At 74.1% G+C, this 24,815-nt stretch carries 26 protein-coding genes; 18 read left to right on the plus strand and 8 right to left on the minus strand.

Annotation, left to right across the window (positions count from 1 at the left end; translation table 11 throughout):
* Positions 1–83 precede the first annotated feature (83 nt).
* Positions 84–1,013 carry a LysR family transcriptional regulator gene (locus AC1C2W_RS02120; RefSeq protein ID WP_495412239.1) on the plus strand — a complete coding sequence of 310 codons (930 nt, stop codon included), beginning with the start codon at positions 84–86 and terminating at the stop codon, positions 1,011–1,013.
* A gap of 58 nt (positions 1,014–1,071) precedes the next feature.
* Positions 1,072–1,473, plus strand: a complete 402-nt coding sequence (locus AC1C2W_RS02125; protein ID WP_495412240.1) for an FKBP-type peptidyl-prolyl cis-trans isomerase — start codon at positions 1,072–1,074, stop codon at positions 1,471–1,473.
* 84 nt (positions 1,474–1,557) lie between these two features.
* Here the strand turns inward: AC1C2W_RS02125 and AC1C2W_RS02130 are convergent, their stop codons facing one another.
* Entirely contained in the window at positions 1,558–2,802 is a 1,245-nt protein-coding gene (locus AC1C2W_RS02130; RefSeq protein ID WP_495388015.1) for a class I SAM-dependent methyltransferase, read from the minus strand.
* Here AC1C2W_RS02130 and AC1C2W_RS02135 point away from each other — a divergent pair.
* Entirely contained in the window at positions 2,795–3,124 is a 330-nt protein-coding gene (locus AC1C2W_RS02135) for an Rdx family protein (protein ID WP_495412241.1), read from the plus strand. The two genes, AC1C2W_RS02130 and AC1C2W_RS02135, sit on opposite strands and share 8 nt — an antisense overlap.
* An 87-nt stretch (positions 3,125–3,211) precedes the next feature.
* Here the strand turns inward: AC1C2W_RS02135 and AC1C2W_RS02140 are convergent, their stop codons facing one another.
* A complete protein-coding gene (locus AC1C2W_RS02140; protein ID WP_495388014.1) occupies positions 3,212–3,625 on the minus strand; it encodes a DUF5997 family protein in 414 nt (137 codons plus the stop codon).
* A gap of 54 nt (positions 3,626–3,679) precedes the next feature.
* Here AC1C2W_RS02140 and AC1C2W_RS02145 point away from each other — a divergent pair, with 54 nt between their 5' ends.
* The gene (locus AC1C2W_RS02145; protein WP_495412242.1) at positions 3,680–4,642 is read left to right on the plus strand and encodes a LysR substrate-binding domain-containing protein; all 963 of its coding nucleotides are present in this window, start codon (positions 3,680–3,682) and stop codon (positions 4,640–4,642) included.
* Between the two features lie 22 nt (positions 4,643–4,664).
* Here AC1C2W_RS02145 and AC1C2W_RS02150 read toward each other — a convergent pair whose 3' ends face one another.
* A complete protein-coding gene (locus tag AC1C2W_RS02150) occupies positions 4,665–6,200 on the minus strand; it encodes an ATP-dependent DNA ligase (protein WP_495412243.1) in 1,536 nt (511 codons plus the stop codon).
* 167 nt (positions 6,201–6,367) lie between these two features.
* Between AC1C2W_RS02150 and AC1C2W_RS02155 the strand changes: the two genes are divergently transcribed.
* Positions 6,368–7,210, plus strand: a complete 843-nt coding sequence (locus tag AC1C2W_RS02155) for a metallophosphoesterase family protein (protein ID WP_495412244.1) — start codon at positions 6,368–6,370, stop codon at positions 7,208–7,210.
* Here the strand turns inward: AC1C2W_RS02155 and AC1C2W_RS02160 are convergent.
* Positions 7,195–8,052, minus strand: a complete 858-nt coding sequence (locus AC1C2W_RS02160) for an aldo/keto reductase (protein ID WP_495388010.1) — start codon at positions 8,050–8,052, stop codon at positions 7,195–7,197. The two genes, AC1C2W_RS02155 and AC1C2W_RS02160, sit on opposite strands and share 16 nt — an antisense overlap.
* 73 nt (positions 8,053–8,125) lie before the next feature.
* On the opposite strand from AC1C2W_RS02160, the gene AC1C2W_RS02165 reads away from it, so the two are divergent.
* Complete coding sequence (locus AC1C2W_RS02165; RefSeq protein ID WP_495412245.1) at positions 8,126–9,010, plus strand: aminoglycoside phosphotransferase family protein; 885 nt, start codon at positions 8,126–8,128, stop codon at positions 9,008–9,010.
* Between the two features lie 19 nt (positions 9,011–9,029).
* On the opposite strand, the gene AC1C2W_RS02170 is transcribed toward AC1C2W_RS02165, so the two are convergent.
* A complete protein-coding gene (locus tag AC1C2W_RS02170; RefSeq protein ID WP_495412246.1) occupies positions 9,030–9,722 on the minus strand; it encodes a DedA family protein in 693 nt (230 codons plus the stop codon).
* A gap of 131 nt (positions 9,723–9,853) precedes the next feature.
* On the opposite strand from AC1C2W_RS02170, the gene AC1C2W_RS02175 reads away from it, so the two are divergent.
* The 4 genes from AC1C2W_RS02175 to AC1C2W_RS02190 all read left to right on the plus strand — a co-directional run bounded on the left by AC1C2W_RS02175 (position 9,854) and on the right by AC1C2W_RS02190 (position 14,101).
* On the plus strand, positions 9,854–11,014 hold the full coding sequence (locus tag AC1C2W_RS02175; protein ID WP_495412247.1) for a sensor histidine kinase: 1,161 nt from the start codon (positions 9,854–9,856) through the stop codon (positions 11,012–11,014).
* Complete coding sequence (locus AC1C2W_RS02180) at positions 11,014–11,652, plus strand: response regulator transcription factor (protein ID WP_495412342.1); 639 nt, start codon at positions 11,014–11,016, stop codon at positions 11,650–11,652. The genes AC1C2W_RS02175 and AC1C2W_RS02180 overlap by 1 nt, the downstream gene beginning before the upstream one ends.
* Positions 11,653–11,918: 266 nt before the next feature.
* Entirely contained in the window at positions 11,919–12,080 is a 162-nt protein-coding gene (locus AC1C2W_RS02185; RefSeq protein WP_495388006.1) for a hypothetical protein, read from the plus strand.
* A 284-nt stretch (positions 12,081–12,364) separates the two neighbouring features.
* Entirely contained in the window at positions 12,365–14,101 is a 1,737-nt protein-coding gene (locus AC1C2W_RS02190) for a tannase/feruloyl esterase family alpha/beta hydrolase (RefSeq protein WP_495412248.1), read from the plus strand.
* A gap of 39 nt (positions 14,102–14,140) precedes the next feature.
* On the opposite strand, the gene msrA is transcribed toward AC1C2W_RS02190, so the two are convergent.
* Positions 14,141–14,821, minus strand: a complete 681-nt coding sequence (gene msrA, locus AC1C2W_RS02195) for a peptide-methionine (S)-S-oxide reductase MsrA (protein ID WP_495388004.1) — start codon at positions 14,819–14,821, stop codon at positions 14,141–14,143.
* Between the two features lie 200 nt (positions 14,822–15,021).
* Between msrA and AC1C2W_RS02200 the strand changes: the two genes are divergently transcribed.
* Entirely contained in the window at positions 15,022–15,645 is a 624-nt protein-coding gene (locus AC1C2W_RS02200) for a YdeI/OmpD-associated family protein (protein WP_495412249.1), read from the plus strand.
* 108 nt (positions 15,646–15,753) lie between these two features.
* Here the strand turns inward: AC1C2W_RS02200 and AC1C2W_RS02205 are convergent, their stop codons facing one another.
* Complete coding sequence (locus AC1C2W_RS02205) at positions 15,754–18,132, minus strand: M6 family metalloprotease domain-containing protein (protein ID WP_495412250.1); 2,379 nt, start codon at positions 18,130–18,132, stop codon at positions 15,754–15,756.
* A gap of 185 nt (positions 18,133–18,317) precedes the next feature.
* Here AC1C2W_RS02205 and AC1C2W_RS02210 point away from each other — a divergent pair, with 185 nt between their 5' ends.
* Together AC1C2W_RS02210 and ilvA are read left to right on the plus strand one after the other, a co-directional pair.
* Complete coding sequence (locus AC1C2W_RS02210) at positions 18,318–19,526, plus strand: AI-2E family transporter (RefSeq protein WP_495388001.1); 1,209 nt, start codon at positions 18,318–18,320, stop codon at positions 19,524–19,526.
* Entirely contained in the window at positions 19,527–20,753 is a 1,227-nt protein-coding gene (gene ilvA, locus AC1C2W_RS02215; RefSeq protein WP_495388000.1) for a threonine ammonia-lyase, read from the plus strand.
* Positions 20,754–20,789: 36 nt separating this feature from the next.
* On the opposite strand, the gene AC1C2W_RS02220 is transcribed toward ilvA, so the two are convergent.
* On the minus strand, positions 20,790–20,933 hold the full coding sequence (locus AC1C2W_RS02220) for a hypothetical protein (protein WP_495387999.1): 144 nt from the start codon (positions 20,931–20,933) through the stop codon (positions 20,790–20,792).
* A gap of 27 nt (positions 20,934–20,960) precedes the next feature.
* On the opposite strand from AC1C2W_RS02220, the gene melA reads away from it, so the two are divergent.
* The 5 genes from melA to AC1C2W_RS02245 all read left to right on the plus strand — a co-directional run bounded on the left by melA (position 20,961) and on the right by AC1C2W_RS02245 (position 24,724).
* On the plus strand, positions 20,961–22,391 hold the full coding sequence (gene melA / locus AC1C2W_RS02225; protein WP_495412251.1) for an alpha-galactosidase: 1,431 nt from the start codon (positions 20,961–20,963) through the stop codon (positions 22,389–22,391).
* Between the two features lie 113 nt (positions 22,392–22,504).
* Positions 22,505–22,675 carry a hypothetical protein gene (locus AC1C2W_RS02230; protein WP_495387997.1) on the plus strand — a complete coding sequence of 57 codons (171 nt, stop codon included), beginning with the start codon at positions 22,505–22,507 and terminating at the stop codon, positions 22,673–22,675.
* Positions 22,675–23,040, plus strand: a complete 366-nt coding sequence (locus tag AC1C2W_RS02235; protein ID WP_495387996.1) for a YciI family protein — start codon at positions 22,675–22,677, stop codon at positions 23,038–23,040. The genes AC1C2W_RS02230 and AC1C2W_RS02235 overlap by 1 nt, the downstream gene beginning before the upstream one ends.
* On the plus strand, positions 23,040–23,384 hold the full coding sequence (locus AC1C2W_RS02240; protein ID WP_495412252.1) for a YciI family protein: 345 nt from the start codon (positions 23,040–23,042) through the stop codon (positions 23,382–23,384). The genes AC1C2W_RS02235 and AC1C2W_RS02240 overlap by 1 nt, the downstream gene beginning before the upstream one ends.
* On the plus strand, positions 23,381–24,724 hold the full coding sequence (locus AC1C2W_RS02245) for an RNA polymerase sigma factor (RefSeq protein ID WP_495412253.1): 1,344 nt from the start codon (positions 23,381–23,383) through the stop codon (positions 24,722–24,724). The genes AC1C2W_RS02240 and AC1C2W_RS02245 overlap by 4 nt, the downstream gene beginning before the upstream one ends.
* The last annotated feature ends 91 nt before the right edge of the window (positions 24,725–24,815 follow it).

Genomic DNA, 24,815 nt, shown 5'->3' on the forward strand with positions numbered 1-24,815 from the left:
ACGACGATCGTCTCCCGAGAGGTATCGTCAGCACCAGTTCACATACCTACCGAACCATTCAGTCCCACTGTAGTGTCGTGTCCATGCTCGACGTCCACCGCCTCCGCATCTTCCGTTCGGTCGTGGCCAGCGGCTCCGTCGCCGCCGCGGCCGCCAACCTCGGCTACACACCCTCCGCCGTGAGCCAGCACGTCTCGGCGCTGCAGCGCGAGACGGGCCTGCAGCTGCTCGCCCGGCACGGCCGGGGCGTGCGGCCCACCGCCGCCGGCCAGGCGCTCGCCGCGCAGGCCGACGGGCTGCTCGCGCGGCTGGGGGAGGTGGAGACGTTCGTCGCCGATCTGCGTTCCGGGCGCTCGGGCAGCCTTTCCATCGCCTACTTCGCGTCCGTCGGCGCGGCCTGGCTGCCGTCGGTGGTCAGCACGTTCACGACCCTCTATCCCGGGGTGCGTCTCGACCTCGTGCTGACCGAGGAGATCCCGACGGACCCGTCCCGTCGCGCCGACCTGCAGCTGGCGGTCGCGCAACCGAACTTCACGCCGGGCGCGGGGACCACCGCCCACCACCTGCTGGAGGACCCGTACGTCGCCGTGATCCCCGAGTCGCACCCGCTGGCAGGTCGGGAGGAGATCGAGCTCGTCGAGCTGGTGGGCGAGCGGTGGATCGACAACGACTTCGCCCGCGGCTGGTGCCGCCGCAACCTCCTCGAGGCATGCCGTGCAGCGGGCTTCGCGCCGACGTTCGCCGTCGAAGCCCACGACTACCGGACCGCGGTGGCCTTCGTCGCGGCCGGCATCGGGATCACGGTGCTGCCGGCCCTCGGTTCGGCGCACCCGGCGCCCGGCACGGTCGCGGTGCCGGTGGTGCGCCCCGTTCCCGTGCGGTCGATCTACGCGCTGGTGCAGGACGCCGTCGCCGACGCGCCGCCGGTCGTCTCGGTGCTCGAGGCGCTGCGGGCCGTGGCAGCGGCGTCGGTGCGGCAGTCGGTGCGGGAGACCGTTCGGCAGCCCGCGTAGGCTTGTCGCGCACTCCGCCGGGAGCTCCGGCGGCTCCCGACGAATTCGAGGTACCTCTGTGAGCACGCTTCCCGCCGCCACCGGCAGCTTCGGCGACAAGCCCGAGATCACGTTCCCGGAGGGCGACGCGCCCGCCGGCCTGCAGGTGCAGGTGCTCGAGGAGGGCACCGGCCCGGTGGTCGACTCCGGCCGCACCATCGTCGTCAACTACCTCGGCCAGACCTGGGCCGGCGGCGTCTTCGACAACTCCTACGACCGTGGCGAGACGATCGACTTCCCGATCGGCGTGGGCGCCGTCATCGGCGGCTGGGACAAGGGCCTCGTGGGTCGCAACGTGGGCGACCGCGTGCTGCTGTCCATCCCGTCCGAGCACGGCTACGGCCAGCGCGGCGTGCCGCAGGCCGGCATCCCCGGCGGCGCCACGCTCGTCTTCGTCGTGGACGTCGTCGACGTGCGCTGATTCCCGCTGGTTGAGCCTGTCGAACCCGCCGCTGGTTGAGCCTGTCGAGACCCGGCCCGTGGTTTCGACAGGCTCAACCAGCGTTCAGCGCCGGCGGGACCGGGTCACCGTGAACTTCGGGTTCTGGGCGATCTGCACGGTGGGCCCGACGGAGCGGGCGAGCGCGGGCCGGTACTGCCGGGCCGTGTTGAAGACGCACCACAGCTCCCCGCCCGGGCGCAGGGCGCGGCCCGCCGCGCGGAACATCCGGTGCGCGGCGTCGGAGCGCACGGCGGCCCGGTCGTGGAACGGCGGGTTGAGCAGGATCAGGTCGGCGCTGGTCTCCGGGAGGGAGGCGCCGGCGTCGTCGCGCAGCGCGACCACCCGGTCGCCGACACGGTTCGCTGCCGCCGTCGCGAGCGTCGAGGCGACGGCGGCGGCCGAGCTGTCGACGGCGACCACCCGGGCGGCCGGGTAGCGGTGGGCGAGCACCACGGCGAGCAGGCCGGAGCCGGAGCCCAGGTCGACGGCGTCGCGGACCCGGTCCGTGGCGGGCCACTTGTCCGCCGTCGTGAGCAGGAAGCGGGTGCCCAGGTCGAGCGCCGTGCCGGCGAAGACCCCGCCGTGGGCGACGACGTCCAGGTGCGGCACGCCCGCCGCGGCGGCGAGCTCGGGGTCGGCGAGCCGGGCGGTGGCGGGGTAGGTGAGCGGGGCGTCGCGTCGCCCGGGCCGCACGCCCGTCGCCACCAGCGCCCGGGACTTCTGCCGGGCCAGCGTGGCGCGCACGTCGGTGAACGACGCGGCGAGCACGTCGTTCATCCCGCGCGTCATGTGCTTCACGCGTCCGCCCGCGAGGACGACGACGTCGTCGGCTGCGTACCGCGCGACGAGCTCCGCGATCTCCGTGAGCTCCGCCAGGGACTTCGGGAGCTGAAGCAGGACGAGCCGGGCGCCGGAGAGCAGCTGCTCGCCCAGGGCGTCGCTGACGGTGACGCCGGCTCGCCGGGCGTCGACGACGTCCGGCAGTTCGGCGTCCGCCAGCTGGTGCTCGATCGCGGCCTGCGTGGTCGCCAGGTCCGCGTGCGTGCGCACGTCCGGCGCGCCCAGCGCGAGGGCACCGAGGGTGAGGGCGCCGAACCGGTCGCCGAGCACGACGACGTCGCCGGGCCCGGCTGCGGCGAGCAGGGGGCCGGCCTCGTCGAGGAGCAGCCGGTCCGTGGCGTCGACGGCGACGGGCCCGTCGGCGCGGTGTCCGTCGTCCGGCCACGGGATCAGTGCGTCGAGGACGACGTCGAGGTCGCCGGACGGCGTGGCGGGGTCCGGGGTGAGGCCAGGGTCGGGGGTGTGCACCCGACCAGTCTCCCTGACGACCGCCGGCGTCGCGATCACCTGCTGCGCGCAGTGCCCGTGGCTGACGCGGGCCGCGTGGGTGGCGCAGGAGTTGCTGCAGGCCTTCCGCACCCGGCTCGGGGAGGTCGCGCTGGTGCCCGCCACCGGCGGGGTGTTCCGGGTAGAGCTCCGCCCGGGCGACGGTCGGGACGCCGTGCCGCTGTGGGACCGGGCCGCCCAGGGCGGGTTCCCCGAGATCCCGGCGCTCAAGAAGGCGATCCGCGACGCCGTCGCGCCCGACCTCGCCCTCGGGCACACGGACCGGGTGGCTGCGCGAGACTGACGTGCGAGTTCGGTCACTCGGTTCCAGTTCGGCCGGCGTACGGACCGAACTCGCACCATCTGACCGAACTCGCGTCCTGTCGGCGGATCAGTGCTTGGTGCGCCGCCGCGCCTCGCGCTCGGCCTGCTCCGCAGCGTGGGCCTTGACGCGGTCCTCTTCCTCGCGCACCTTCGCCGCCGTCGCGCGCTCGTCGAGGAGCCACTGCGGCGGGTCGTCGCGCAGCTCGTTGATCTGCTCGGTGGTCAGCGCCTCGCTGACGCCGCCGCGCGCAAGCCCGGCGATAGAGACGCCCAGGCGCCCCGCGACCACGGGCCTCGGGTGGGGGCCGTTGCGGCGCAGCTCGGCGAGCCACTCCGGCGGGTTGGTCTCGAGCTCCTCGAGCTCGGCTCGCGTGACGCCGTGCTCCTGGAACTCGGGCGGCGTGGCGGGCAGGTACACCCCGAGCTTCTTCGCCGCGTTCGTCGGCTTGAGGACCTGCTGAGAGAAGGGGGTTCCGGCCATGGGTACCAGGGTAGTCGCGGCGGGCCGCCCGCGACGCCCACGTAGCCTGGTCCCGTGAGCGAGCAGCCGGCCGATGGCCCCGACGACGCCCCCGAGGCGACCCCCGACGACGCGGGCGACGTGGGTGACCTGGGTGGCGTTGGCGACGTGGGTGACGTTGGCGCCGCCGCGACCTTCCGCCTCGCGTACGTCACCGGCGTGACCCCCGGCCGGTGGGCGCGCACGTGGCGCGACCGCCTGCCGGACGTCCGGCTGGAGCTGGTGCAGGTCGAGGCCGGCGACGCGGTCCCCGCGCTCACCGACGGGCGGGCCGACGCGGCGATCCTGCGCCTGCCGGTCGACAAGGACGTGCTGCACGCGATCCCGCTCTACGCCGAGCTGCCCGTGGTGGTGGTCTCGCGTGACCACCTGCTCGCGGCGGCCACCGAGGAGGAGGTCGTGCCGGCCGCCGACCTGGAGGACGACGTGGTCTGGCTGCCCGCAGACGACGTCCTCTACCAGGGTGGCGCCGAGGTACCGGGGCGGGCGCCCGAGGCGTACGACGACGGCGCGGGCGGGCTCGTGGAGCCCGAGCGGCCGGCCACGGCCGCGGACGCGATCGCGCTCGCCGCCTCAGGTGTCGGTGTGACGATCGTGCCGATGTCGCTGGCGCGGCTGCACCACCGCAAGGACGTCACCTATCGCGTGCTCGACGGCGGTCCGGAGGCACCCGTCGGGCTCGCCTGGCCCGTCGACGGGGGCTCTGACCTGGTCGAGGAGATGGTGGGCATCGTCCGCGGGCGGACGGCGAACAGCTCGCGGGGGCGCGGCGCCCCGGACGATGGCGGCGGCAGCCGCGAGGACCGCCGGGCCCGGCGGCGCGAGGCGCAGCGGGAGGCCAAGGCGTCCGAGGGCGGGGGTCGCGGCACGGATGGCGCCGGCCGCGGTCGCGCCGCCGGCCGCCCCGGGGGGCGGCCGGCGGGTCGCCCGGGCCGGCCGGGCAGCAGCGGGAGGCCCGGGCGCCGCGGCGGCCGCTAGAACGGGCAGCTAGTACAGACGGCTAGGTGCCGAGGGTGCGCACCGTCTCGACGGTGTCGGCCTCCGCGGCCGTCTTGTCGTCGCGATAGCGCACCACGCGGGCGAAGCGCAGCGCCATCCCGCCGGGGTAGCGCGTGGAGCGCTGCACGCCGTCGAAGGCGATCTCTACCACCTGCTCGGGCCGCACCGTGACGACGTACGACGACCCGTCCGCGGGGGACGTCGCAAGCTCGGTGAACCGCTGCGTCTGCCAGGCGAGCATCGCGTCGGTCATGCCCTTGAACGTCTTGCCGAGCATGACGAACCCGCCGGTGGCGGGGTCGCGGGCGCCCAGGTGGATGTTGGAGAGCAGGCCCTCGCGGCGCCCGGAGCCCCACTCGACGGCCAGCACCACGAGGTCGAGCGTGTGCCGCGGCTTGACCTTCACCCAGCCGGCGCCGCGGCGCCCGGCGGCGTACGGCGCGTCGAGCGCCTTGAGGACCAGCCCCTCCTGGCCGGCGGCGACGGTGTCGGCGAAGAACCGCTCGACCTCGCCGACGTCGGCCGACACCAGGCGCGGCACCACGACCTCGGGCGGAAGCACCCGGTCCAGCACCGCGAGGCGCTCGGCCGCGGGCGCGTCGATGAGGTCGGTGCCGTCGTGGTGCAGCACGTCGAAGAAGCGCACGCTCAGCGGCACGGCGGCGCTGCCCGCCTCGGCGTCGTGGCTGCCCGTGCGTGCCGCGGTCTCCTGGAACGGGCGCGCGCGGCCGGCGGCGTCGAGCGCGATCGCCTCGCCGTCGAGTACCACGGTCCGCACGTCGAGGGAGCGGGCGACGGCGACGACCTCCGGCAGCCGCTCCGTGACGTCGTCGAGGGAGCGCGTGAACACGACGACCTCGTCACCGGTGCGGTGCACCTGCACGCGGATCCCGTCGAGCTTGGTGTCGGCCGCGACCTCGGCGCCCCCGAAGCGCTCGAGGGCCGTGGCGACGTCGGGCGCCGACGACGCGAGCATCGGGCGCACGGGCCGCCCGGGCTCGAGCCGGAACGCCTCCAGGGCGGGCGCGCCCCCGGAGAGCGCGGCGCGCGCGATCGGGCCGGTGAGCGCGCTGAACATGGCGGCGCGGCGTACGACCGGTAGCGGTACGTCCGCCGCGGAGGCGATCGCGTCGAGCAGCAGCGAGTCGAGCGCCCCCTGGCGCAGCTCGCCCAGCACGAGGCGGCGGACGAAGTCCTGCTCGTCGGCCGTGGCGCGCGCGAACAGTTCGTCGACGGCGGCGCGGCGGGCGGCCTGGGAGCCCGCCCCCGCCAGCCGCTCCAGGTGCGCGAGGGCGGCGTCGACGTCCTGGGGGCTCAGCGACGGCTCGTCGGCCGGCAACGGCAACGACCCGAGCGTGCGCCAGCCGAGGCCGGTGCGGCGCTGGCGCGGACGCCCCGACAGGAACGCAGCGACGATCTCGACCTCGTCGCCCGGGTCCGCGGCGCGCAGGGCGCCCGCGAGCAGCTCGCGCTTGCGCAGCCGCGAGCGCGTCGCGGCGACGGCGGCGTGCGTGGTGACCAGCTCGGCGAGCAGCACGCGTCGATCGTCCCACCCGACCCCGACGCTGTCGCGGTGCCGTCGTGCTGCGGTCGTGCTGCGGTCGTGCTGCGGTCGTGCTGCGGTCGTGCTGCGGTCGTGCTGCGGTCGTGCTGCCAGGAGCAGAAGGCCGTGCGGCCCGGCCTCGCGCCTGCGACCGTGGGGCCATGCGCGAGGACATTCGTCAGGACATTCGTCAGGACATGCGTCAGGACTCGGACGAGATCGGCACCGTCGCGGTGCTCTCCGACGTGCACGGGGTGCTGCCGGTACTGGACGCCGTGCTGGCGGAGCCGGACGTGCGCGCGGCGGACGTCGTCGTCGTGACCGGCGACCACGCCGCGGGCCCGCAGCCGGTGGAGGTGCTCGACCGGCTGCGTGGGCTCGGCGACCGGGCCGTGCTGGTGCGGGGCAACGCCGACCGCGAGCTCGTCGCGCACGCCCGCGACGGTTCCGGCGTCGTGCCCGACCCGATCACCCCGTGGGCGGCGGCCCAGCTCCGGCCCGCGGACGTGGAGCTCCTGGTCGGGCTGCCGCACCCCGTCGAGCTGCGGGTGCGGGGGTTCGGGCGCGTGGTGGCGTGCCACGGGACCCCGCGCGACGACGAGGAGGTGGTGCTCGTCGACTCCTCGCTCGAGCGGTGGGCCGACGTGCTGGGCGGCCTCGACGGCGACGTGACCACGGTGCTTTGCGGGCACACGCACATGCCGTTCGTGCGCCTCGTCGACCGGCGCCTCGTCGTCAACCCGGGCAGCGTCGGGATGCCCTACGGCCGCCCGGGCGGGTCATGGGCGCTGCTGCGCGACGGGCAGGTCGCCCTGCGGCACACGCCGGTCGACGTCGACGCCGCGGTGGCGGCGGTGGTCGCCGGGTCGGCGTACCCCGACGCGGCGGAGTGGGCGGAGTACTTCCTGCGGTCGGCGGCGAGCGACGCGGAGGCGCTGCGCACCTTCGGGCCGCGGGACGGGCGCGCCACCCGTCCCGCGGGCGGGGCTCAGAGCTCCTCGTAGACCGCCGGGTCCTGGTCGGCGGTGCGCCCGTCGGGGCGCCCCAGGCCGGTGAGGCGCGCCATCTCGTCGTCGGTGAGCTCGAACGAGAACAGTTCGAGGTTCTCCGCCTGCCGCTGGGGGCTGGACGCCTTGGGCAGGGGCACGACGCCGAGCTGCACGTGCCAGCGCAGGATCGCCTGGACGGGGGAGACCCCGTGGGCGGCGGCCACCTCCGCGATCACCGGGTCGCCCAGCATCGCGCTGGCGCGGCCGATCGGGCTCCACGCCTCGGTGACGATGCCGCGCTCGGCGTCGGCGGCGCGCTGCTCGGCCTGCGGGAAGTACGGGTGCAGCTCGATCTGGTTGACGACGGGCGTCACGCCGGTGGCTTCGGTGACGGCGTCCAGGTGCTCGGGCAGGAAGTTCGACACCCCGACGTGGCGGATCAGCCCCCGTTCGCGGCAGTCGACGAGCGCCTGGAACGCCTCGACGTACGTGCCGATCCGCGGGTTGGGCCAGTGGATGAGGTACAGGTCGAGGTAGTCGAGCCCGGTGCGGTACACCGACTCCTCGACGGCGGCCACGGCGTCGTCGTAGGCCTGGCGGCGGCCGGGCAGCTTGGACGTCACCAGGAGCTGCTCGCGCGGTACGGACGAGGCCCGGACCGCGCGGCCCACGGTGCCCTCGTTCTCGTAGCTGAACGCGGAGTCGATCAGGCGGTAGCCGGTGTCGATCGCCCGTGAGATCGCGTCGGCGCCGGCAGCTCCCTTCAGCTGGTAGGTGCCGAAGCCGACGGCGGGGATCGCGGTGCCGTCCGCGGCGGCGAGGGTCGGGACGTCGGGGGCGGTGCTCTGCTCGCTCATGCTCCTATTCCACACCCGGTCGGCGCACCGGGCCTCGGGTCCTGCATCGCGGCGGGCGGCTACCGTGGCGCACGTGATCACCGTGCCGCCCTCGTTCCGCGCGATGCCGCGATGGTGGCACGACGTCGCCGGGCGGGGCTGGCTGGATGCCCTGCCCGCCCGCGCGGCCGCGCGGTGCGCGTCTTGGGGGCTCGCCGTCGACGGGGAGCCCGCGCACGGGTCCAACGCCCTGGTCGTCCCGGTGCGGAGGGGGAACGAGCGCCTCGCGCTGCGCCTCGCCCCGCCCGGCGACGACGTGGCCGAGGAGGCCCGCGCCCTGCGTGTGTGGGCGGGGCGCGGCACCGTGCTGCTGGTCGACGCCGACGAGGCGGACCGCGCGATGCTGCTGGAGCGCCTCGACGCCGGGCGGTCGCTCGCGGACGAGCCGCTCGCTGACGCGATCGACGTGCTCGCCGAGCTCACGCGCACGCTCGCCGTCCCCGCGCCCGACGACGTGCCGTCCACCGCCGGGATCGCGGCGGGCATGGCGGGATCGTTCGCCGCCGACTGGGCACGGCTCGCGGAGCCGGTGCCGTCGGATCAGCTCGACGTGGCGCTCGCCCTGGCCGCCGAGCGCGCCGCGGCGCCGACGTCGGGCCGGGCCGTCGACGGCGACCTGCACCACGACCAGGTGTTGGCCGGCACGCGCGCGCCCTGGCTCGTCGTCGACCCGGTGTTGTGGCGCGGCGACCCGGAGGCCGACCTCGCGCGCGTGCTGTGGACCCGGCTCGACGAGCTGCCCACCGAGGCCGGCGTGCTCGCGGCCTTCGACGCCTTCGTCCGCACGGCCGGGGTGCCCCGCGACCGGGCGCGCGCCTGGGTGGTGCTGCGCGCGACGTCGTACCTGCTGTGGGGGCTCGAGCACGGGCTCACCGAGGACCCGGTGCGCTGCCGTCGCCTGCTCGACACGTTCTGCTGAGGCCAGGACGGCCGGCAGGTCAGCGCGAGCGGGCGTGCCGGCGACCGGCCACCGCGCGTCGGGTGATGACGGCGTGCACCACGTACCACCCGAGTGCCACGACGGCCAGGACGATGACGACGGACTGGTACCGGCCCATGAGGTCCTCGACGGCGTGCCACTGCTCGCCCAGCACGTACCCGACCAGCACGAGGGCGGTGTTCCAGATGCCGCTGCCGATGGCCGTCAGCGCCAGGAACCGGCCGAGCCGCATCCGTTCCAGGCCGGCGGGGACGGAGATCAGGCTCCGGACGATCGGGATCAAGCGGCCGAGCAGCACGGCGCGCTCGCCGTGCCGCGCGAACCAGGCCTCCGCCGTGTCGAGGTCTTCGACGCGGACGAGGGGCATGCGTTCGACGAGGCGGCGGAGTCGTTGCCGTCCGATCGCCCCGCCGACGAGGTAGAGGGCGAGCGCACCGATGACGGAGCCGGCGGTGGTCCACAGGATCACGGGCAGCAGACCGAGGGTGCCCTGGCTGGCCGTGAACCCGGCGAGCGGCAGGATCACCTCGCTCGGGATGGGCGGGATGAGGTTCTCGAGGGCGACGGCGAGACCGGCACCCGGTGCGCCGAGCGTCTCCATGAGGCTCACGGCCCAGTCGGTGAGGCGGGTAAGGATCCCGGGGTCGTCTGCGGCGGCGCTCGCGGCCGTCGTGAGGAGTGGTGTGCTCATGCCGTCGACACTAGGAACCGTGGGGTCGGCGCCGCATCGGGGCTTCGCGCATGGAACTCGCGGGACAACCGCAGGTCAGGGGTGCGGTTCACCGCAGTACGGTGCGCGCGCCGCGTGGCTAGGGTCGGCGGGTGGCCATCCCTAGTTCCGCCGCCCGGGCGACGTACGGGGTCGTGCTGGGGGCATGTCTCGCACCTCTCGACGGGGCCGCGCTCGTCGTGGCAGCCGGCGCGTCGGCCGTCGGCGGTGTCCTGCCGAGCGCATGTGCCTGGCGCGACCGGGTGCTCTCATCCGTGGTGCAGGTCCACGTGCGGCGTCTCGAACGATGGCTCGGGCGGCCGGTGGACGTCGCCGTCGCGCCGGACCGTCACGCGCGCTACCTCGCCGTGCGCCTCGTGGTCGGGCTCACAGGCCTCGGCGTCGTGGCGTTGCTCGCCTACGGCGTGCTCGCCGCGGCCCTGATGCTCGCGTCCTGGGGATTCGACGTGCGGGTCCCGGCGCTCTCGAACGACGAGGGCGAGCCCACGACCGGACTCACGATCCTCTCCGCGGCGGTCCCGGGCGTGCTGCTGCTCTACCTGGCCGTGATGGGGCTGATCGGGGCGGCAGCGCTCGAGCGGGCAACCGCCGGCCGGTACCTCGGCTCCGACGACCGTGCTGAGCTGGTCTCCCGCATCGAGTCGCTCGTCGCGTCGCGCGCAGACATCGTCGCGGCGGTCGAGGCGGAGCGCCGCCGGATCGAGCGGGACCTGCACGACGGCGCCCAGCAGCACGTCGTCGCGCTGGGGATGCTCGTCGACCGGAGCCGCCGCGCCGCCGACGACGGGACGCGCGACGCCCTGCTCGCCCAGGCGGCGGACGAGACCGGTCGCCTGCTCACCGCTGTGCGCGACGTCGCGTGGAGTGTGCACCCGGCGGCCCTTGACACCCAGGGCCTGCGCCCGGTCCTCGGTCGGCTGGCGGCGCGTGCCACCCCGTCGGCCGGGCTCGACTTCCGGCTCGCGGGCCGGGTGCCGCCCGAGGTCGAGGCCTGCGTGTACTACGTGGTCGCCGAGGCCCTGACGAACGTCTCGAAGCACGCCCGGGCGACGCGCGTCGACGTGGTCGTCGCGCCGGCCGACGGCGCGGTGTCCGTGACGGTCGAGGACGACGGTGTCGGCGGCGCGGGCGTGCACCCCGGCCGTGGCCTCGCCGGGCTCACCGCCCGTGCCGCCGCCCTCGGGGGGTCGCTCGGCGTGCACAGCCCGGCCGGCGGGCCGACGGCCGTGCGAGCGGTGCTGCCGTGCGCGTGATGATCGCCGAGGACTCCGCGCTGCTGCGCGAAGGGCTGCGCGCCCTCCTCGAGGACGAGGGCGTCGCGGTGGACGCCGCCGTCGGCGACGCCGACGAGCTGCTCGCGCTGCTGGCGCGCCGGACGCCGCCGGACGTCGTGCTCGTGGATGTGCGCATGCCGCCCACGCACACGGACGAGGGCATCCGGGCGGCCGTCGAGATCCGGCGCCGGTGGCCGTCGGTCGCGGTGCTCGTGCTCTCCCAGTACGTGGAGACCGGGCCGACACGCGAGCTCGTCACGGGGGCCGGGTCCGGCGTCGGCTACCTGCTGAAGGACCGCGTCATGCGGGTCTCCGAGCTGCTCGACGCGCTGCACCGGGTCGCGCGCGGCGACTTCGTCGTCGATCCCGAGGTGGTGCGCCAGCTCTTCGCCGGCACCGGGCGGGCCGACCCCCTTGCTCGTCTCACCGCGCGCGAGCGGGACGTCCTCGGCCTCATGGCGGAGGGCAGGACGAACGCAGGGATCGCGTCCGCCCTGCACCTGTCGCTGTCCGCCGTCGAGAAGCACGGCAACGCCATCTTCACCAAGCTCGGCCTCGACGCCACCGGGGGGTACAGCCGCCGCGTCCTCGCGGTGCTGCACCTCCTGCAGGGCTGAGAGCGGACGGTCCGCACGGGGCGGGGCACCGGCCTCGACCGGAGGCGCCCCGGGTGCGACGATCGGGGAGTGCGGCCCCCGCACGGTGCGGTGCCCGGCGACGCCGTCGCCGTCGTGTGGGCGATGCCGGCGCTGTTCGCCGTCTCGGGCTGGGCGTCGCGGCGCTCGCTGACGCGGCGCACCCCCGCCCGCTACGCCGGCGAGCGGCTGCTGCGGCTCGGCGTGCCGCTGGTCGTGGCCACCGTGCTGTTGCTCCCGTTCCCGGTGTGGGTGCGCGAGCGCACCCGCGAGGCTCCGACCTTTCTTACGCGGAGCTCTACCCGCGGTTCTTCGACGCGCGGCTCGAGCCGGCCGAGGCGCCGTTCGTCGTGCAGGGCGAGCACTTCGAGTCGGGGCACCTGTGGTTCGTGGTGCTGCTGCTCGGGTAGTCGCGGCTCCTGGCGCTGGTCGTCGCGGTGCTGCCGAGGGTGCTGCGCTGGAGTGTCACGCGGTGGGCGTTCGGCAGGCGCCACAAGAATCGTTGATATTCACAACGAAAAATCGTTGAAGATATCAACGATTCCCCCTATCGTATGGCCAATGGGGCGCGACGACGCACCCCGTCCCGCACTCGTTCGGCGAGGTGGACTCTCCGGACGGCGCACGGAGGGATCGACATGCACACGACAACGTGTCCGTTCGGGCCGAGAGGCACCTCGACGGGAGCTGACCGATGAGGACGGCAGCGCGACGGCTCACGGCCGTGCTGTCCACCGCCGCGACCGCCGCCCTCCTCGTCGGCGCGGCGATCTCGCCGGCCGCGGCGGTGCAGCACGGCGACCGGCACAGGCCCCCGCACCTGAGCGCCGCAACCCCCGGCACCCTCCTCGAGTGCGAGTCGCTCGAGGGCTTCCGGTACGGGGACACCGTCGTCACCGGGGCCTCGCTGGTGGCGGCAGGCACCCTGAGCAACGGCGGCGAGTCGATCGGCGAGCACTGCCTCGTGACCGGCCGCATGAATGAGCGGGTGAGCGAGGTCGACGGGCAGACGTACGCGATCGGCTTCGAGATGCGCCTGCCGACCGACTGGAGCGGGCGGTACCTCTACCAGGCCAACGGCGGCATCGACGGCAACGTGGCGACGGCGATCGGTGGCGTCGGCGGCGGGGAGAGCGGCCTGCAGCAGGGGATGGCGGTGATCAGCTCGGACGCCGGGCACGGCCCGGGCCAGAACCCGACGTTCGGCCTCGACCCGCAGGCCCGGCTCGACTACGGCTACCAGGCCGTCGGCACCCTGACGCCGATGGCGAAGGCGCTCGTCACCGCCGCCTACGGGCGCGGCCCCGACCGCTCCTACATGACCGGAGGCTCGAACGGCGGCCGGCACACCATGGTCGGCGCGGCGCGCTACGCCGAGGACTACGACGGCTTCCTTGCCGTCGCGCCGGGCTTCAACCTGCCGCAGGCCGCGGTCGCCCAGCTATGGGGCGCCCAGCAGTACGCGACGCTCGCCACCACGACCACCGACCTGTCGACCGCGTTCACGGCCGCCGAGCGCGCCGTCGTCGCCGAGGCGATCCTCGATCGCTGTGACCGTCTCGATGGCCTCGAGGACGGCATGGTGCAGGCGAGCGCGCGGTGCCAGCAGAAGTTCTCGATCGACCGCCACGTGCCCACGTGCGCGGAGAGTCGTGACGGCACCTGCCTCACGACCGAGCAGAAGGCCGTGGTGGGCGGCGTCTTCGCGGGTGCGACCACGAGCGACGGGGAGGAGGTCTACAGCTCCTTCCCGTACGACCCGGGGCTCACCCAGCCCGGCTGGGCCGGTTGGGAGTTCGATGCGTCGGTGACGCTCGACCCGGGCGCGTTCGGGTTCGTGTTCTCGACGCCGCCGTCCGACCCGAGCATCCTGGCCGACCTGCGGGGGTACGCGCTCGGGCTTGACATCGACGCGGCGGCCGCATCGATCGACGCCACGAGCGGGGCCTACGCCGAGAGCGCGATGTCGTTCATGACGCCGCCGGACCCGGCCGAGCTCGACACCCTGCGCGACCGGGGCGGCAAGCTCATGGTGATCCACGGCGCGGCCGACGCTGTCTTCTCGCCCGACGACACCGCCGACTGGTACCGGGCCCTCGACGCCGGGAACCGCGGACACGCCGAGAGGTTCGCCCGCTACTTCGAGGTGCCCGGCATGGGCCACGTGAGCGGGGGACCGGCGACCGACCGCTATGCCGCCTTGGCCGCCCTGGTCGACTGGGTCGAGCGTGGCGACGCCCCCGACTCCCTGGTCGCGACGGTGAACCCGTCGAACCCGGCCCTTCCGGCCGGCTGGTCCGCGGACCGCAGCCGCCCGCTCTGCGTCTACCCGGCCGTCGCGCGCTACCGGTCGGGCGCACCCGAGAGTGCCTCGAGCTTCGTCTGCTCGGACGGGGACGGCAGGGACAGGCGACACCACAAGCACACGTGACGATCTCCCGGGCCGGCTTCGGCCCGGCCCGGGCGGGGATCAGGCGGCGTCGGGGTAGGGGACGCCCGTCGTCGCGTGGCAGCGGTAGCCGTGCGGGTTCTTCGCGTCGGACAGGTACTCCTGGTGGTAGTCCTCCGCGTAGTAGAACGGGCCCGCCTCGGCGGCCGGGCGCAGGTCGGTGGTGATGGGGTCGTAGCCCTTGGCGGCCAGGACCTCGCCGTACCGTTCGGCGGTCTCGCGGATCGCCTGCTCCTGCTCCGGTGTGGTCCAGTAGACGGCGGACCGGTACTGCGTGCCCACGTCGTTGCCCTGGCGGAAGCCCTGCGTCGGGTCGTGCCGCTCCCAGAAGATCTTGAGCAGCTCGGCCTCGGAGACCTTGGTCGGGTCGTACGCCACGAGCGCCGTCTCGGCGTGCCCGGTGCGTGCCGAGCACACCTCCTCGTACGTGGGGTTCGGCGTGGTGCCGCCCATGTAGCCGACGGCGGTGCTCACGACGCCGGGCACCTGCCAGTAGATCTCCTCGGCGCCCCAGAAGCAGCCCATCGCCAGGTAGAGCACTCGCGTGCCCTCCGGCCACGGGCCCGTGATCGACGTGCCGAGCACCGTATGCGGCCGCGGCGCCGGGAGCACCGGCGACTCGCGCCCGGGCAACGCCTCCTCCGGCGCCACCATCGTGGTCTTGCCGGAGCGGCCGAGCAGCTGGTCGAAGATCGAGTTCATCGTGTTACCTCCTTGACGGGTCCATGGAGCGGCCCCGACAGTCGCAACCGCCCGGCGGCGCGGGATGTTCCGTCGTCGTCGTTGCGCGGGCCCGGGATGGTGACGGCAGGATGGTCGTCGCCGCACGGTGCGGTGACGACCGAGGTCAGGACGGTGGAGTGACGGTCTCGCGTTCCTCGACGCCCGAACAGGAGACGACATTGACGAGTGACAGCGCCGGCACCGGCCTGCCCGAGCAGCTCGTGCTCCCCGACCCGGCGGCGTGGCGGGCGTGGCTCGACGAGCACGAGGACTCGCGCCCGGACGGTGCGTGGCTGGTGCTCGCCAAGAAGGGGCGCCCCGCCCCGACGACGCTCACCTATGCGACGGCGCTCGAGGAGGCGCTGTGCAGCGGCTGGATCGACGCCCAGATGCGCAGCCTGGGCGCAGACTCGACGCTGCAGCGCTTCTGCCCGCGCCGGCCGCGCAGCCGCTGGTCCGTGCGCAACCAGGAGATCGTGGCGCGGCTGACCGACGAGGGGCGGATGCGCCCGCGCGGACAGGCGGAGATCGACGCCGCCAAGGCGGACGGGCGCTGGGAGGCCGCGTACCACGGGCCCGCGCGGGCCGAGGTGCCGCCCGACCTGGCCGCGGCGCTCGCCGCCAGCCCGCGTGCGGCCGCCATGTTCGACGTCCTCACGTCGCAGAACCGGTACGCCATCCTGCACCGGCTGGGCGCTCTCAAGACCGCCGAGGCGCGCGAGCGCAACGTCGCGAAGTACGCGGCAATGCTGGAGCGCGGGGAGACCCCGTACCCGCAGAAGCGGCGCCCGGACGCTGGTTGAGCCTGTCGTCGCCGCTGGTTGAGCCTGTCGAAACCGGGTTTCGACAGGCTCAACCGGCGGGTTTCGACAGGCTCAACCGGCGGGTTTCGACAGGCTCAACCGGCGTTGTCAGCGCCGCAGGTCCTGCGCCACCGACACGAGCGCCGCGCTCGCGAGGTTGCGCCGACCCTCCGACGCGACGTCCTCGGCCACCCGCTCGAAGCGGTCGAGCGCCCGGTCCGCCGCCTTCGGCGGGAGCACCGCGGCCAGGGCGAGGTCGGCGAGCAGCCGCGTGCGCTGGCTCCGGGTGAGCAGGTCCTGGTCGGCGTAGTCGCGCACCAGCCGCGCGGCGCTCGCGTGCGTGACCCTCAGGTCGCGCTTCTCGAGCGTCACGGTGGTGGTGGTGACGACGTCGGGGTCGGACTCGCTGGTGGCCGTGAGGGTCACGGTCGCCCGCCGGGACGCGCCGTCGCCCGCCGTCGCGTACGCGCCGACCATCGCCGCGTCGTCGGCCTCGACAGCCGCCACCTCGTAGGGCAGCGCGACGTCCCAGCCCTTGCCGTCCACGGTGGCCGACAGGCGGTACACGTCGGAGCCGTGCAGGCCCGACCCCGCCTCGCCGGTGTTCGACAGGCGCGACGTCAGCAGCGCGGCGTCGCCGCCCACCGGCGCGGTCCGGGCCTTGCCGAGCCGCCCGTCACGCTCCTGGTCGCCGGCGCCCTCGAGGGACCGGGCGGCGACGTCGTACGACAGGACGCCGCCAGCGTCGCGGTGGGTGTCCAGCACGTACAGGTGCAGGCCGTTGGGCTCGTCCACCCACTCCGACGCGCTGCCGGAGCCGGTGCCGGCCTGGAACGTCGCGTCGTCGAGCTGGCGCGGGTCGCCCCGCACCACCGGGGCGGGCTCGCCGTCCGGCCCCTCGTAGTCGACCCGCTCGATGTCCTGCGGGTTGGGGTCGACCAGCCACTCGCGCGGGCTTCCCTGGTCGCGGTTCTGCGCCAGGAGCACGCCGTGGCCGGGGACGAAGGAGTCGTTGCCGACCCGGTCCACGACCTCCATCGTGTAGTCCTGCCAGTTGTCGCCGTCCGGGCACCAGAAGTCCGGGTCCTCGGGGACCTGGGCCGTGCACGCCCCGGCGGTCCACCCGCCGTCGACGTCGAGGTCGAGCGCGACCTTGTCGCCCTCGCCCGGCACGTGCTCGCGGGCGCGCAGCGTGGTCACGGCCACGCCGTCCTGCGCGAGCCCGCTGCGGGTGAGCTGGACCGTCGCTTCGTCCTCGAGGACGCCGAGCTGCTGCTTGTAGTGCACCATGTGGTGCGGGCCGAGGCCCGAGCCGCCCGCGTTCGGCACCTGCCAGCGGTTGTGGGTGCCGCCGGGGCCGTTGAACGTGCCGCGGCTCATCATCTCCCAGTACCCGGTGTAGTTGCGGGTGTCGTCGGCGAACGGGTTGTTGTAGTTGTCGGGCAGCCCGCGCAGGTGGCTGAACTCGTGCGCGAACACGCTCAGCCCCGAGCTCTCCGCCTGGGTCGAGATGCCGCCGCCCGCGTTCGGCCAGTGGTTCGCCGCGGCCCGCCACGACGTCCAGTCCACGTACCGGGTGCTGGCCCAGTTCGTCATCGGCTCGCCGAGCTGGTTGAGCACGGGGGTACCGTCCGCGTTCCGCGGCGGCCCGAGCTCGTCGGGCACGTCCTCGGGGCTCGCGTACCGCTGCTGGCCGAACTCCTCCCACGTGGCGGACTCGTCGTGACCGGCCGTGACGAGGAAGGCGTTGTCGAAGTCGCACAGCCCCTCGGCGCAGCCCGTGTCCTCGCGCCACAGCTTCGTGGCGTCCGCGCGCAGGTCCTTGCCGCACTCGTCGCCCATCGGGCAGTACTTCTCGATCGGCCCGTTCATGCGGTCGTCGATGCCGTACTCGTGCAGCTTGCCGGGCAGCTCGTAGGGGCCGAACACCTCGACGTCGACGCCGATCTTCCCGTGGCTGGTCTCCATCCAGTACGAGTGCAGCGTCTGCCCGCCGTTGTACTCGTTCGGCGTCGCGTAGTACGCCTCGTACCAGCCGGCGACCTCGTCCTGCGGGACGGGCGTCCAGTCGGCCTGCGGATTGTCGAACGGGTGCGTGCCGGGCTCCTGGGTGATGAGGAACGGCTGGTCGGAGAACTCGACCAGGATCACCGCCGTGCGGTACTGCGATTCCGAGCCGGTGCTGGTCTCGGCGGACGCCCACTCGTCGGGGCGCACCGGCACGTAGTCGTCCCACGTCATCTCGGCCTGGTCGTTCCACGCCTGCGGGTCCGCCGGGACGACCGGGCCCGCGCCGGGTGGCGCGCCGGTGTCGTCGCCGGTCGCCGCGGCGCCGGGGACGCTCGCGAGCGGCACCACGACCAACGCGGACGCCGCCGCGGCGACGAGCCGCCAGGCGCGGCGTCGGCCGGCGGGTTGGGTGGGACGGTGGGTGGGACGGGTGGTGCGACGGGTGTTGCAGACGTCTTGCGCTGGGTTCGCTGTCACGTCCGTGCTACCTCCTCGTAGCGACGGGCCCGGCCCGGGCGACCTTGCCCGCCGCGAACCTATCGGTGCGTCGGGGCGACCAACCTGTGGACGCGCCGTGAAGATCCAAGTCGGCGGCTGAGCGCCGCGACCGGCGCGGGCGTGGCTCTCGCGCGGGGGAGCGGCGCGCCGCCTAGGGTTTGCGGGTGAGCTCGGAACGAACTTCCCCCTCCGGCGCGGACGCCGTCCCGCTGAGCATCCGTGTGGCGGCCGCCTGGTCGTGGCGCGTCCTGCTGATCGCCGCCGCCGTGGCCGGCTTCCTGTGGCTGCTCGCGGCCCTGAAGACGATCGTCGTGCCCGTCGCGATCGCGCTGCTGGTCACGATCCTGCTCGCCCCCGTGCGTCGGACGCTCCAGCGCTGGCACCTGGGCCGGGGGCTCGCCACCGCGATCTCGGTGGTGGGCCTGATCGTCGTCATCGGCGCCCTGATCACGCTGGCCGGCAGGTCCATCGTCGCCGGCTTCCAGGACCTCGCCGACCAGGCGGTCGCCGGCTTCAAGCAGTTCACGACCTGGCTCGCCGAGGGTCCGCTGAGCCTCGACTCCGAACAGCTCTCGGGGTACGGGCAGCAGCTGCAGGACTCGATGGTGGACAACTCGGGCCTGGTCTCCGGGGCGCTGGGCGCGGCGACCACGGTGGGGCACGTGCTCGTCGGCGCGCTCATCGCGCTGTTCTGCACGATCTTCTTCCTGCTCGACGGCCGCACCATCTGGACCTGGCTCGTGAACCTGCTGCCCGTCCGGGCGCGCGAATCCGTGCACCAGGCGGGCCGCCGCGGCCTGGTCACCCTGTCGGCGTACGTGCGCACGCAGATTCTCGTGGCGTTCGTCGACGCCGTCGGCATCGGAGTCGGGTCCGCGTTCTTCGTCCCGGCCCTCGCGCTCCCGATCGGCATCCTCGTCTTCATCGGGTCGTTCGTGCCGATCATCGGCGCGATCGTCACCGGCGCGATCGCCACCGCCGTCGTACTGGTGGCGAACGGCTGGTTCGCCGCCCTCATCATGCTTGGCATCGTGCTGCTGGTGCAGCAGGCCGAGAGCCACATCCTGCAGCCGTTTCTCATGGGCCACGCCGTGTCCCTGCACCCGGTGGCCGTGGTGCTCGTGGTGGCGGCCGGCAGCATGGCGGCGGGCATCATCGGTGCCCTGTTCGCGGTGCCGCTCGCGGCGGTGCTCAACACCGTGCTGCTCTACTTCCACGGGCACGACAAGTTCCCCGAGCTCGGCACCGAGGACCACGTGCCGCTGCTGCGCCGCCGGTCCCAGCTCCCCGGTACTCTCCTCTGGTCGGGACGGGGGGCGTCGCAGGTCGCCCCCGACTCCACCGACGAGGGCCCGGCAGGAGAGAACAGGTAAGTGGCAGCACACCCCCCGATCGACCGCGTCACTCTCGACGACGTCCGCGCCGCGGCGCAGGAGCTCGACGGCGTCGTCATCCGCACCCCGGTGCAGGCGTTCCGCGCGATGTCCGAGCTCGCGGGCACTCCCGTCGTGCTCAAGTGCGAGAACCTGCAGCGCGCCGGCTCGTTCAAGATCCGCGGCGCGTACACGCGCCTGAGCCGGATGCCCGATGAGGAAAAGGCCCGCGGCGTGGTCGCGGCCAGCGCCGGCAACCATGCCCAGGGCGTGGCCCTCGCGGCACAGATGCTCGGCATCCACGCCATCGTCTACATGCCGGTCGACGCCTCGGTGCCCAAGCTCGCGGCCACCCGCGGCTACGGCGCCGAGGTACGGCAGGTGGGCGACAGCGTGGACGAGGCGCTCCTCGCCGCGCGCGCCGAGGCCGCGCGGTCCGGCCGCACGCTCATCCACCCGTTCGACCACCTGGACGTCGTGACCGGGCAGGGCACCGTCGCCCTCGAGATCCTCGAGCAGGTGCCCGACGTCGGGACGGTCGTGGTCCCCCTGGGCGGCGGCGGCCTCATCGCGGGCATCGCGACGGTGCTCGCGGAGGCGGCCCCGCACGTGCGCGTCGTCGGCGTTCAGGCCGAGACCGCCGCGGCGTATCCCGCCTCGCTCGCCGCGGGGCAGCCGACGGCGGGCACCCTCGGGCCGACGATGGCGGACGGCATCGCGATCGGCACCCCGGGCGACGTGCCGTTCGAGGTGTTGCAGCGCCTCGGGGTCGAGGTACGCACCGTCTCCGAGGAGGAGATGTCGCGCGCCCTGCTGCTCGTCGCCGAGCGTGGCAAGCAGATCGTGGAGCCGTCCGGCGCCGCCGGGGTCGCGGCCGTGCTGGCGGCCGAGCCCGGCTCGCTGCCCGGCACTATCGTGCCGGTGCTCACCGGCGGCAACGTCGACCCGCTGCTGCTGCTGCGCGTGGTGCAGCACGGCCTCGTGGCCGCCGGCCGCTACCTGCAGCTGCGCCTGTGCATCGACGACAAGCCCGGCTCGCTCGCCGCCCTGCTCGACACCATCGCCGCCGCCGGCGCCAACATCGTGCAGGTGGAGCACACGCGGACCGACACCACGCTGACGGTGTCGCAGGTGCTGGTCAACGTGCAGCTCGAGACCAAGGGGCACGAGCACTGCACCGCGGTGGTGGAGAAGCTGCGGTCCGCGGGCTACGCCGTCGCCGGTTGAGCCTGTCGAAACCCGGTTTCGTCAGGCTCGACCAGCTCAGCCGAGCGAGCGGCGGTAGTCGCCGGGCGCCGTGCCGCAGATCTGCCGGAACGTGTCGCAGAAGCTGCTCTGCGACGTGATGAGCTGGCCGCCCCCACCGACGGTTCCCGGAGACCGGGGCGAGCCAGCCGGAGGATTCACCACCATCCTCGGGTCTAGCGTCCCTGCATGGCTCATTCCCCGAAGATCACCATCATCGGTGCTGGCGGCTACGTCTTCCCGCTCCGCCTCATCGGTGACCTGCTCAGCTTCCCTGCCCTGTGCGACGCCACCCTGTGCCTCATGGACCTCGACGCTGGCCGGCTCGACCGGGTGGCGGGCGCCGCACGCGAGCTCGTGGACCACCACGGGCTGCCCACCGACGTCCAGCAGACCACCGACCGCCGCGAGGCCCTGCGCGACGCCGACTTCGTCATCATCACCTTCCAGGTGGGTGGCCTGGACTACTACCGGCACGACGTCGAAATCCCGCGCCGCCACGGCGTGGACCAGACCGTGGGCGACACCGTCGGCCCCGGCGGCGTGTTCCGCTTCCTGCGCTCCGTGCGGGCCTACCAGGACATCGCGACCGTCGCGCTCGAGGTCTGCCCGGGCGCCCAGTTCATCAACTACGCCAACCCGATGGCCATGGCCACCGCCTACCTCAACGCGCTCGGCCTGCGTACCGTCGGGCTGTGCCACAGCGTGCAGGGCACCACGCGCATGCTCGCCCGCACCCTCGGCGTCCCGTACGACGAGGTCTCCTACCGGTGCGCGGGCATCAACCACCAGGCGTGGGTGCTCGACTTCCACCGTGGCACCGAGGACCTCTACCCCCGCCTGCGCGAGGTGATGAAGGAGCGGCACCGGCGCGGCCGCGCGGCGGCCGACCTGCTCACCGACGACGGCGACCACTCCGACGAGGCGCTCGCCGCGAGCACCTACGAGGGGGGCAACGAGCAGGTCCGCACCACGCTGATGAACCACTTCGGGTACTTCGAGACCGAGTCGAGCCACCACGCGTCGGAGTACGTGCCGTACTTCCGCAAGGACGCGGCCACCACGCTGGAGTACCTCCCGGAGCGCTGGGACTATTACGAGATCTGCTCGGCGCACGACGAGCAGGGCGACGTGGACGAGCAGCTCGAGCGCCTCAAGGCCGACCTCAGCCCGTCCGTCGAGTACGGGGCGTCGATCGTCAACGCCGTGGTGACGGGCGTGCCCGCCGTGGTCTACGGCAACGTCCCCAACGCGGGCCGGGTCATCACCAACCTGCCGGACGACGCGTGCGTCGAGGTGGCGTGCCTGGTCGACGCGAACGGCGTGCAGCCGACCTCGTTCGGCGACCTCCCGCCCCAGCTCGCGGCGATCAACCGCACCAACATCAACGTCCAGACGCTCGCGGTCCGGGCGGCCCTGACGGGCGACGTCGATCACGTGCACCATGCCGTCGCGATGGACCCCCTGACGTCGGCGCACTGCACGCTCGAGCAGATCCGGACGATGACCGACGAGCTGCTCGAGGCGCACGCCGCGCTGCTGCCGGCGGCGCTCCGTCCGACCCGGCCCGGCACGCTCGTGGGCGATGCCACGGACCGGGATCCGGCCCAGGCGCACTGAGCGGCCGCGCCGCATCGCGAGCACGGGCATCAATGAGTTGTCGATCGGGCCGGTCCCCGTTCGTCGTCCTCATGACACGGCCGCACGGGCCGTGCAGGACGAGAGGTCACGCGATGAGATTCCTGGACACGATCCTCGGGGCATGCCGCACGCAGCGGCAGGCCGGCACCGCCCGGTACCGTGACGGGCGCAGCGTCGGCGACGGCATCGAGGCCGTCGACGTGGCGTTCTATGGGCCGATGGTGTTCAGCCGGCCCCTCACGACGCGGACCGAGGAGGCCTGATGCGCTATCTCATGCTGGTGCTGAGTACGCCGGACGACCCGGACCTGCGCCCCGGGGACGCCGAGGGGGCACCCGCCATCGAGGGATGGGTCGAGAAGTACTACGGCAGCGGCGCGGCGGTGGTGGGCGACCGTCTGCGCCCCCCGGAGGACGCCGTCGGGGTGCGGGTGCGCGGCGGGAGCGTCGTCGTCACGGACGGCCCGTTCTCGGAGGCCAAGGAGGCGATCGGCGGGTTCGACGTCATCGAGGCGCCGGACCTGGACACGGCGATCACCATGGCCTCCGAGCACCCCATGGCCCACGGTGGCGCCATCGAGCTGCGTCCGGTGTGGCCGCTGAACCTCGACGGATCGGAGGGCGACTGATGCGATACCTGTTCCTGGTGCGCGAGCCCGACGTGCCCGACCGCGGGCCGACCCCGGACATCGAGGACTGGGTGCGCCGCCACGACGCCGACGGCTCGCGGGTGCTGGGGGAGCGGCTGCGTCCCGCGGCGGACGTGCGCCAGGTCCGGGTGCAGGGCGGCTCCGCCCTCGTGACGGACGGCCCGTTCTCGGAGTCGAAGGAGGTCATCGGCGGGTTCGACGTCGTCGAGGCGCCCGACCTGGAGACGGCGCTCGCGATCGCCGCCGAGCACCCCGGCTCCTGGGGCGGCGGGACGATCGAGGTGCACCCGTTCTGGCCCACGGAGACCGACCGGCCCGCATGACGGTACGGGGGGCGCCGAGCGCCGCCGTCGAGGACGCGTTCCGCACCGAGTGGGGACGCGTCCTCGGCGCGGTCGCGCGCGCCACGGGCGACCTCGACCTCGCCGAGGAGTCCGCGCAGGAGGCGTTCGCCACCGCGTTGCGCACCTGGGTGCGCGACGGCGTGCCGGAGCGTCCGGGTGCCTGGCTGACGACGGCGGCGCGCAGGCACGCGATCGACGTGCTGCGTCGACGTCGGACCGAGGGTGAGAAGACCTCCGCTGCGGCCCGGCTGGCCGAACGGGTGGACCCAGGCTCCCGTGCCGTGGACCCCACCGCGGACCCGGTCCCCGACGAGGTCGCCACCGGTCTGGACGACGACCGGTGGGAGCTCGACGACCCCGACGGCGACCTCCTGCGGCTCGTCTACACGTGCTGCCACCCAGCGATCCCGCTCGAGGGGCGGGTCGCCCTCACGCTGCGCTCGCTCACCGGCATGACGACGCCCCAGGTGGCGCGGGCGTTCCTCGTCCCGGAGGCGACGATGGCGCAGCGCCTGGTCCGCGCCAAGGCGCGCATCCGTGCCACGGGGATCGCGTTCCGGGTGCCGCCGCCGGCGCTGCTGCCGGAGCGCACCGCGGCGGTGCTGGCGGTGCTCTACGTGCTCTTCACCGAGGGGTACGACGCGTACGCCGAACCGGTGGACGAGGTGGCCGGCGCCGCCGAGCGGCGCGCCCTGGCCGACGACGCGGTCCGGCTCGCCCGGCTGGTGGTCCGGCTGCTGCCCCACGAGCCGGAGGCGGGCGGGCTGCTCGCCCTCGTGCTGCTGCAGCACGCCCGCCGGGACGCCCGCAGCGGCGCCGACGGTGCGTCCTCGACGCTGGCGGAGCAGGACCGCCGCCGGTGGCGGACGGACGAGATCGACGAGGGCCTGCGCCTGCTCGACGAGGTGCTGGCGGTGCGCCGTCCGGGGCCATACCAGGTACAGGCGGCGGTCGCCGCGCTGCACGCGCGAGCGGCCGCCGCCGGGGACACCGACTGGGGCGAGGTCCTGGGCCTGTACGACGTGCTCGTCACGATGACGCCCTCGCCCGTCGTCGCGCTCAACCGTGCTGTCGCTCTGGCCGAGGCGGCGGGCGCGGCGGCGGGGCTCGAGGCGGTCGACGCCCTGGCGGACGCCCCCGCCCTGGCGCGCTACCACCTGCTCCCGGCGGTGCGGGCAGACCTGCTGGCCCGGCTCGGGCGCGACGCGGAGGCGGCGGACGCACTGCGGCGCGCACTCTCCCTGGTCGACAGGGAGGGCGACCGCCGGCTGCTGCGCTCGCGCCTGGCCGCCCTCGGCGGCGCCCCGCCGGCCCGCTGACGGCCGGAAATGGCTGTGGGCGTGATTTCGGGGGGAATCCCGACCGGGATTCCCCCCAAAACCACGCCCCCACAAATCGCGGGGGGGAGCG

This window comes from Isoptericola sp. Y581 (genome assembly GCF_059445475.1).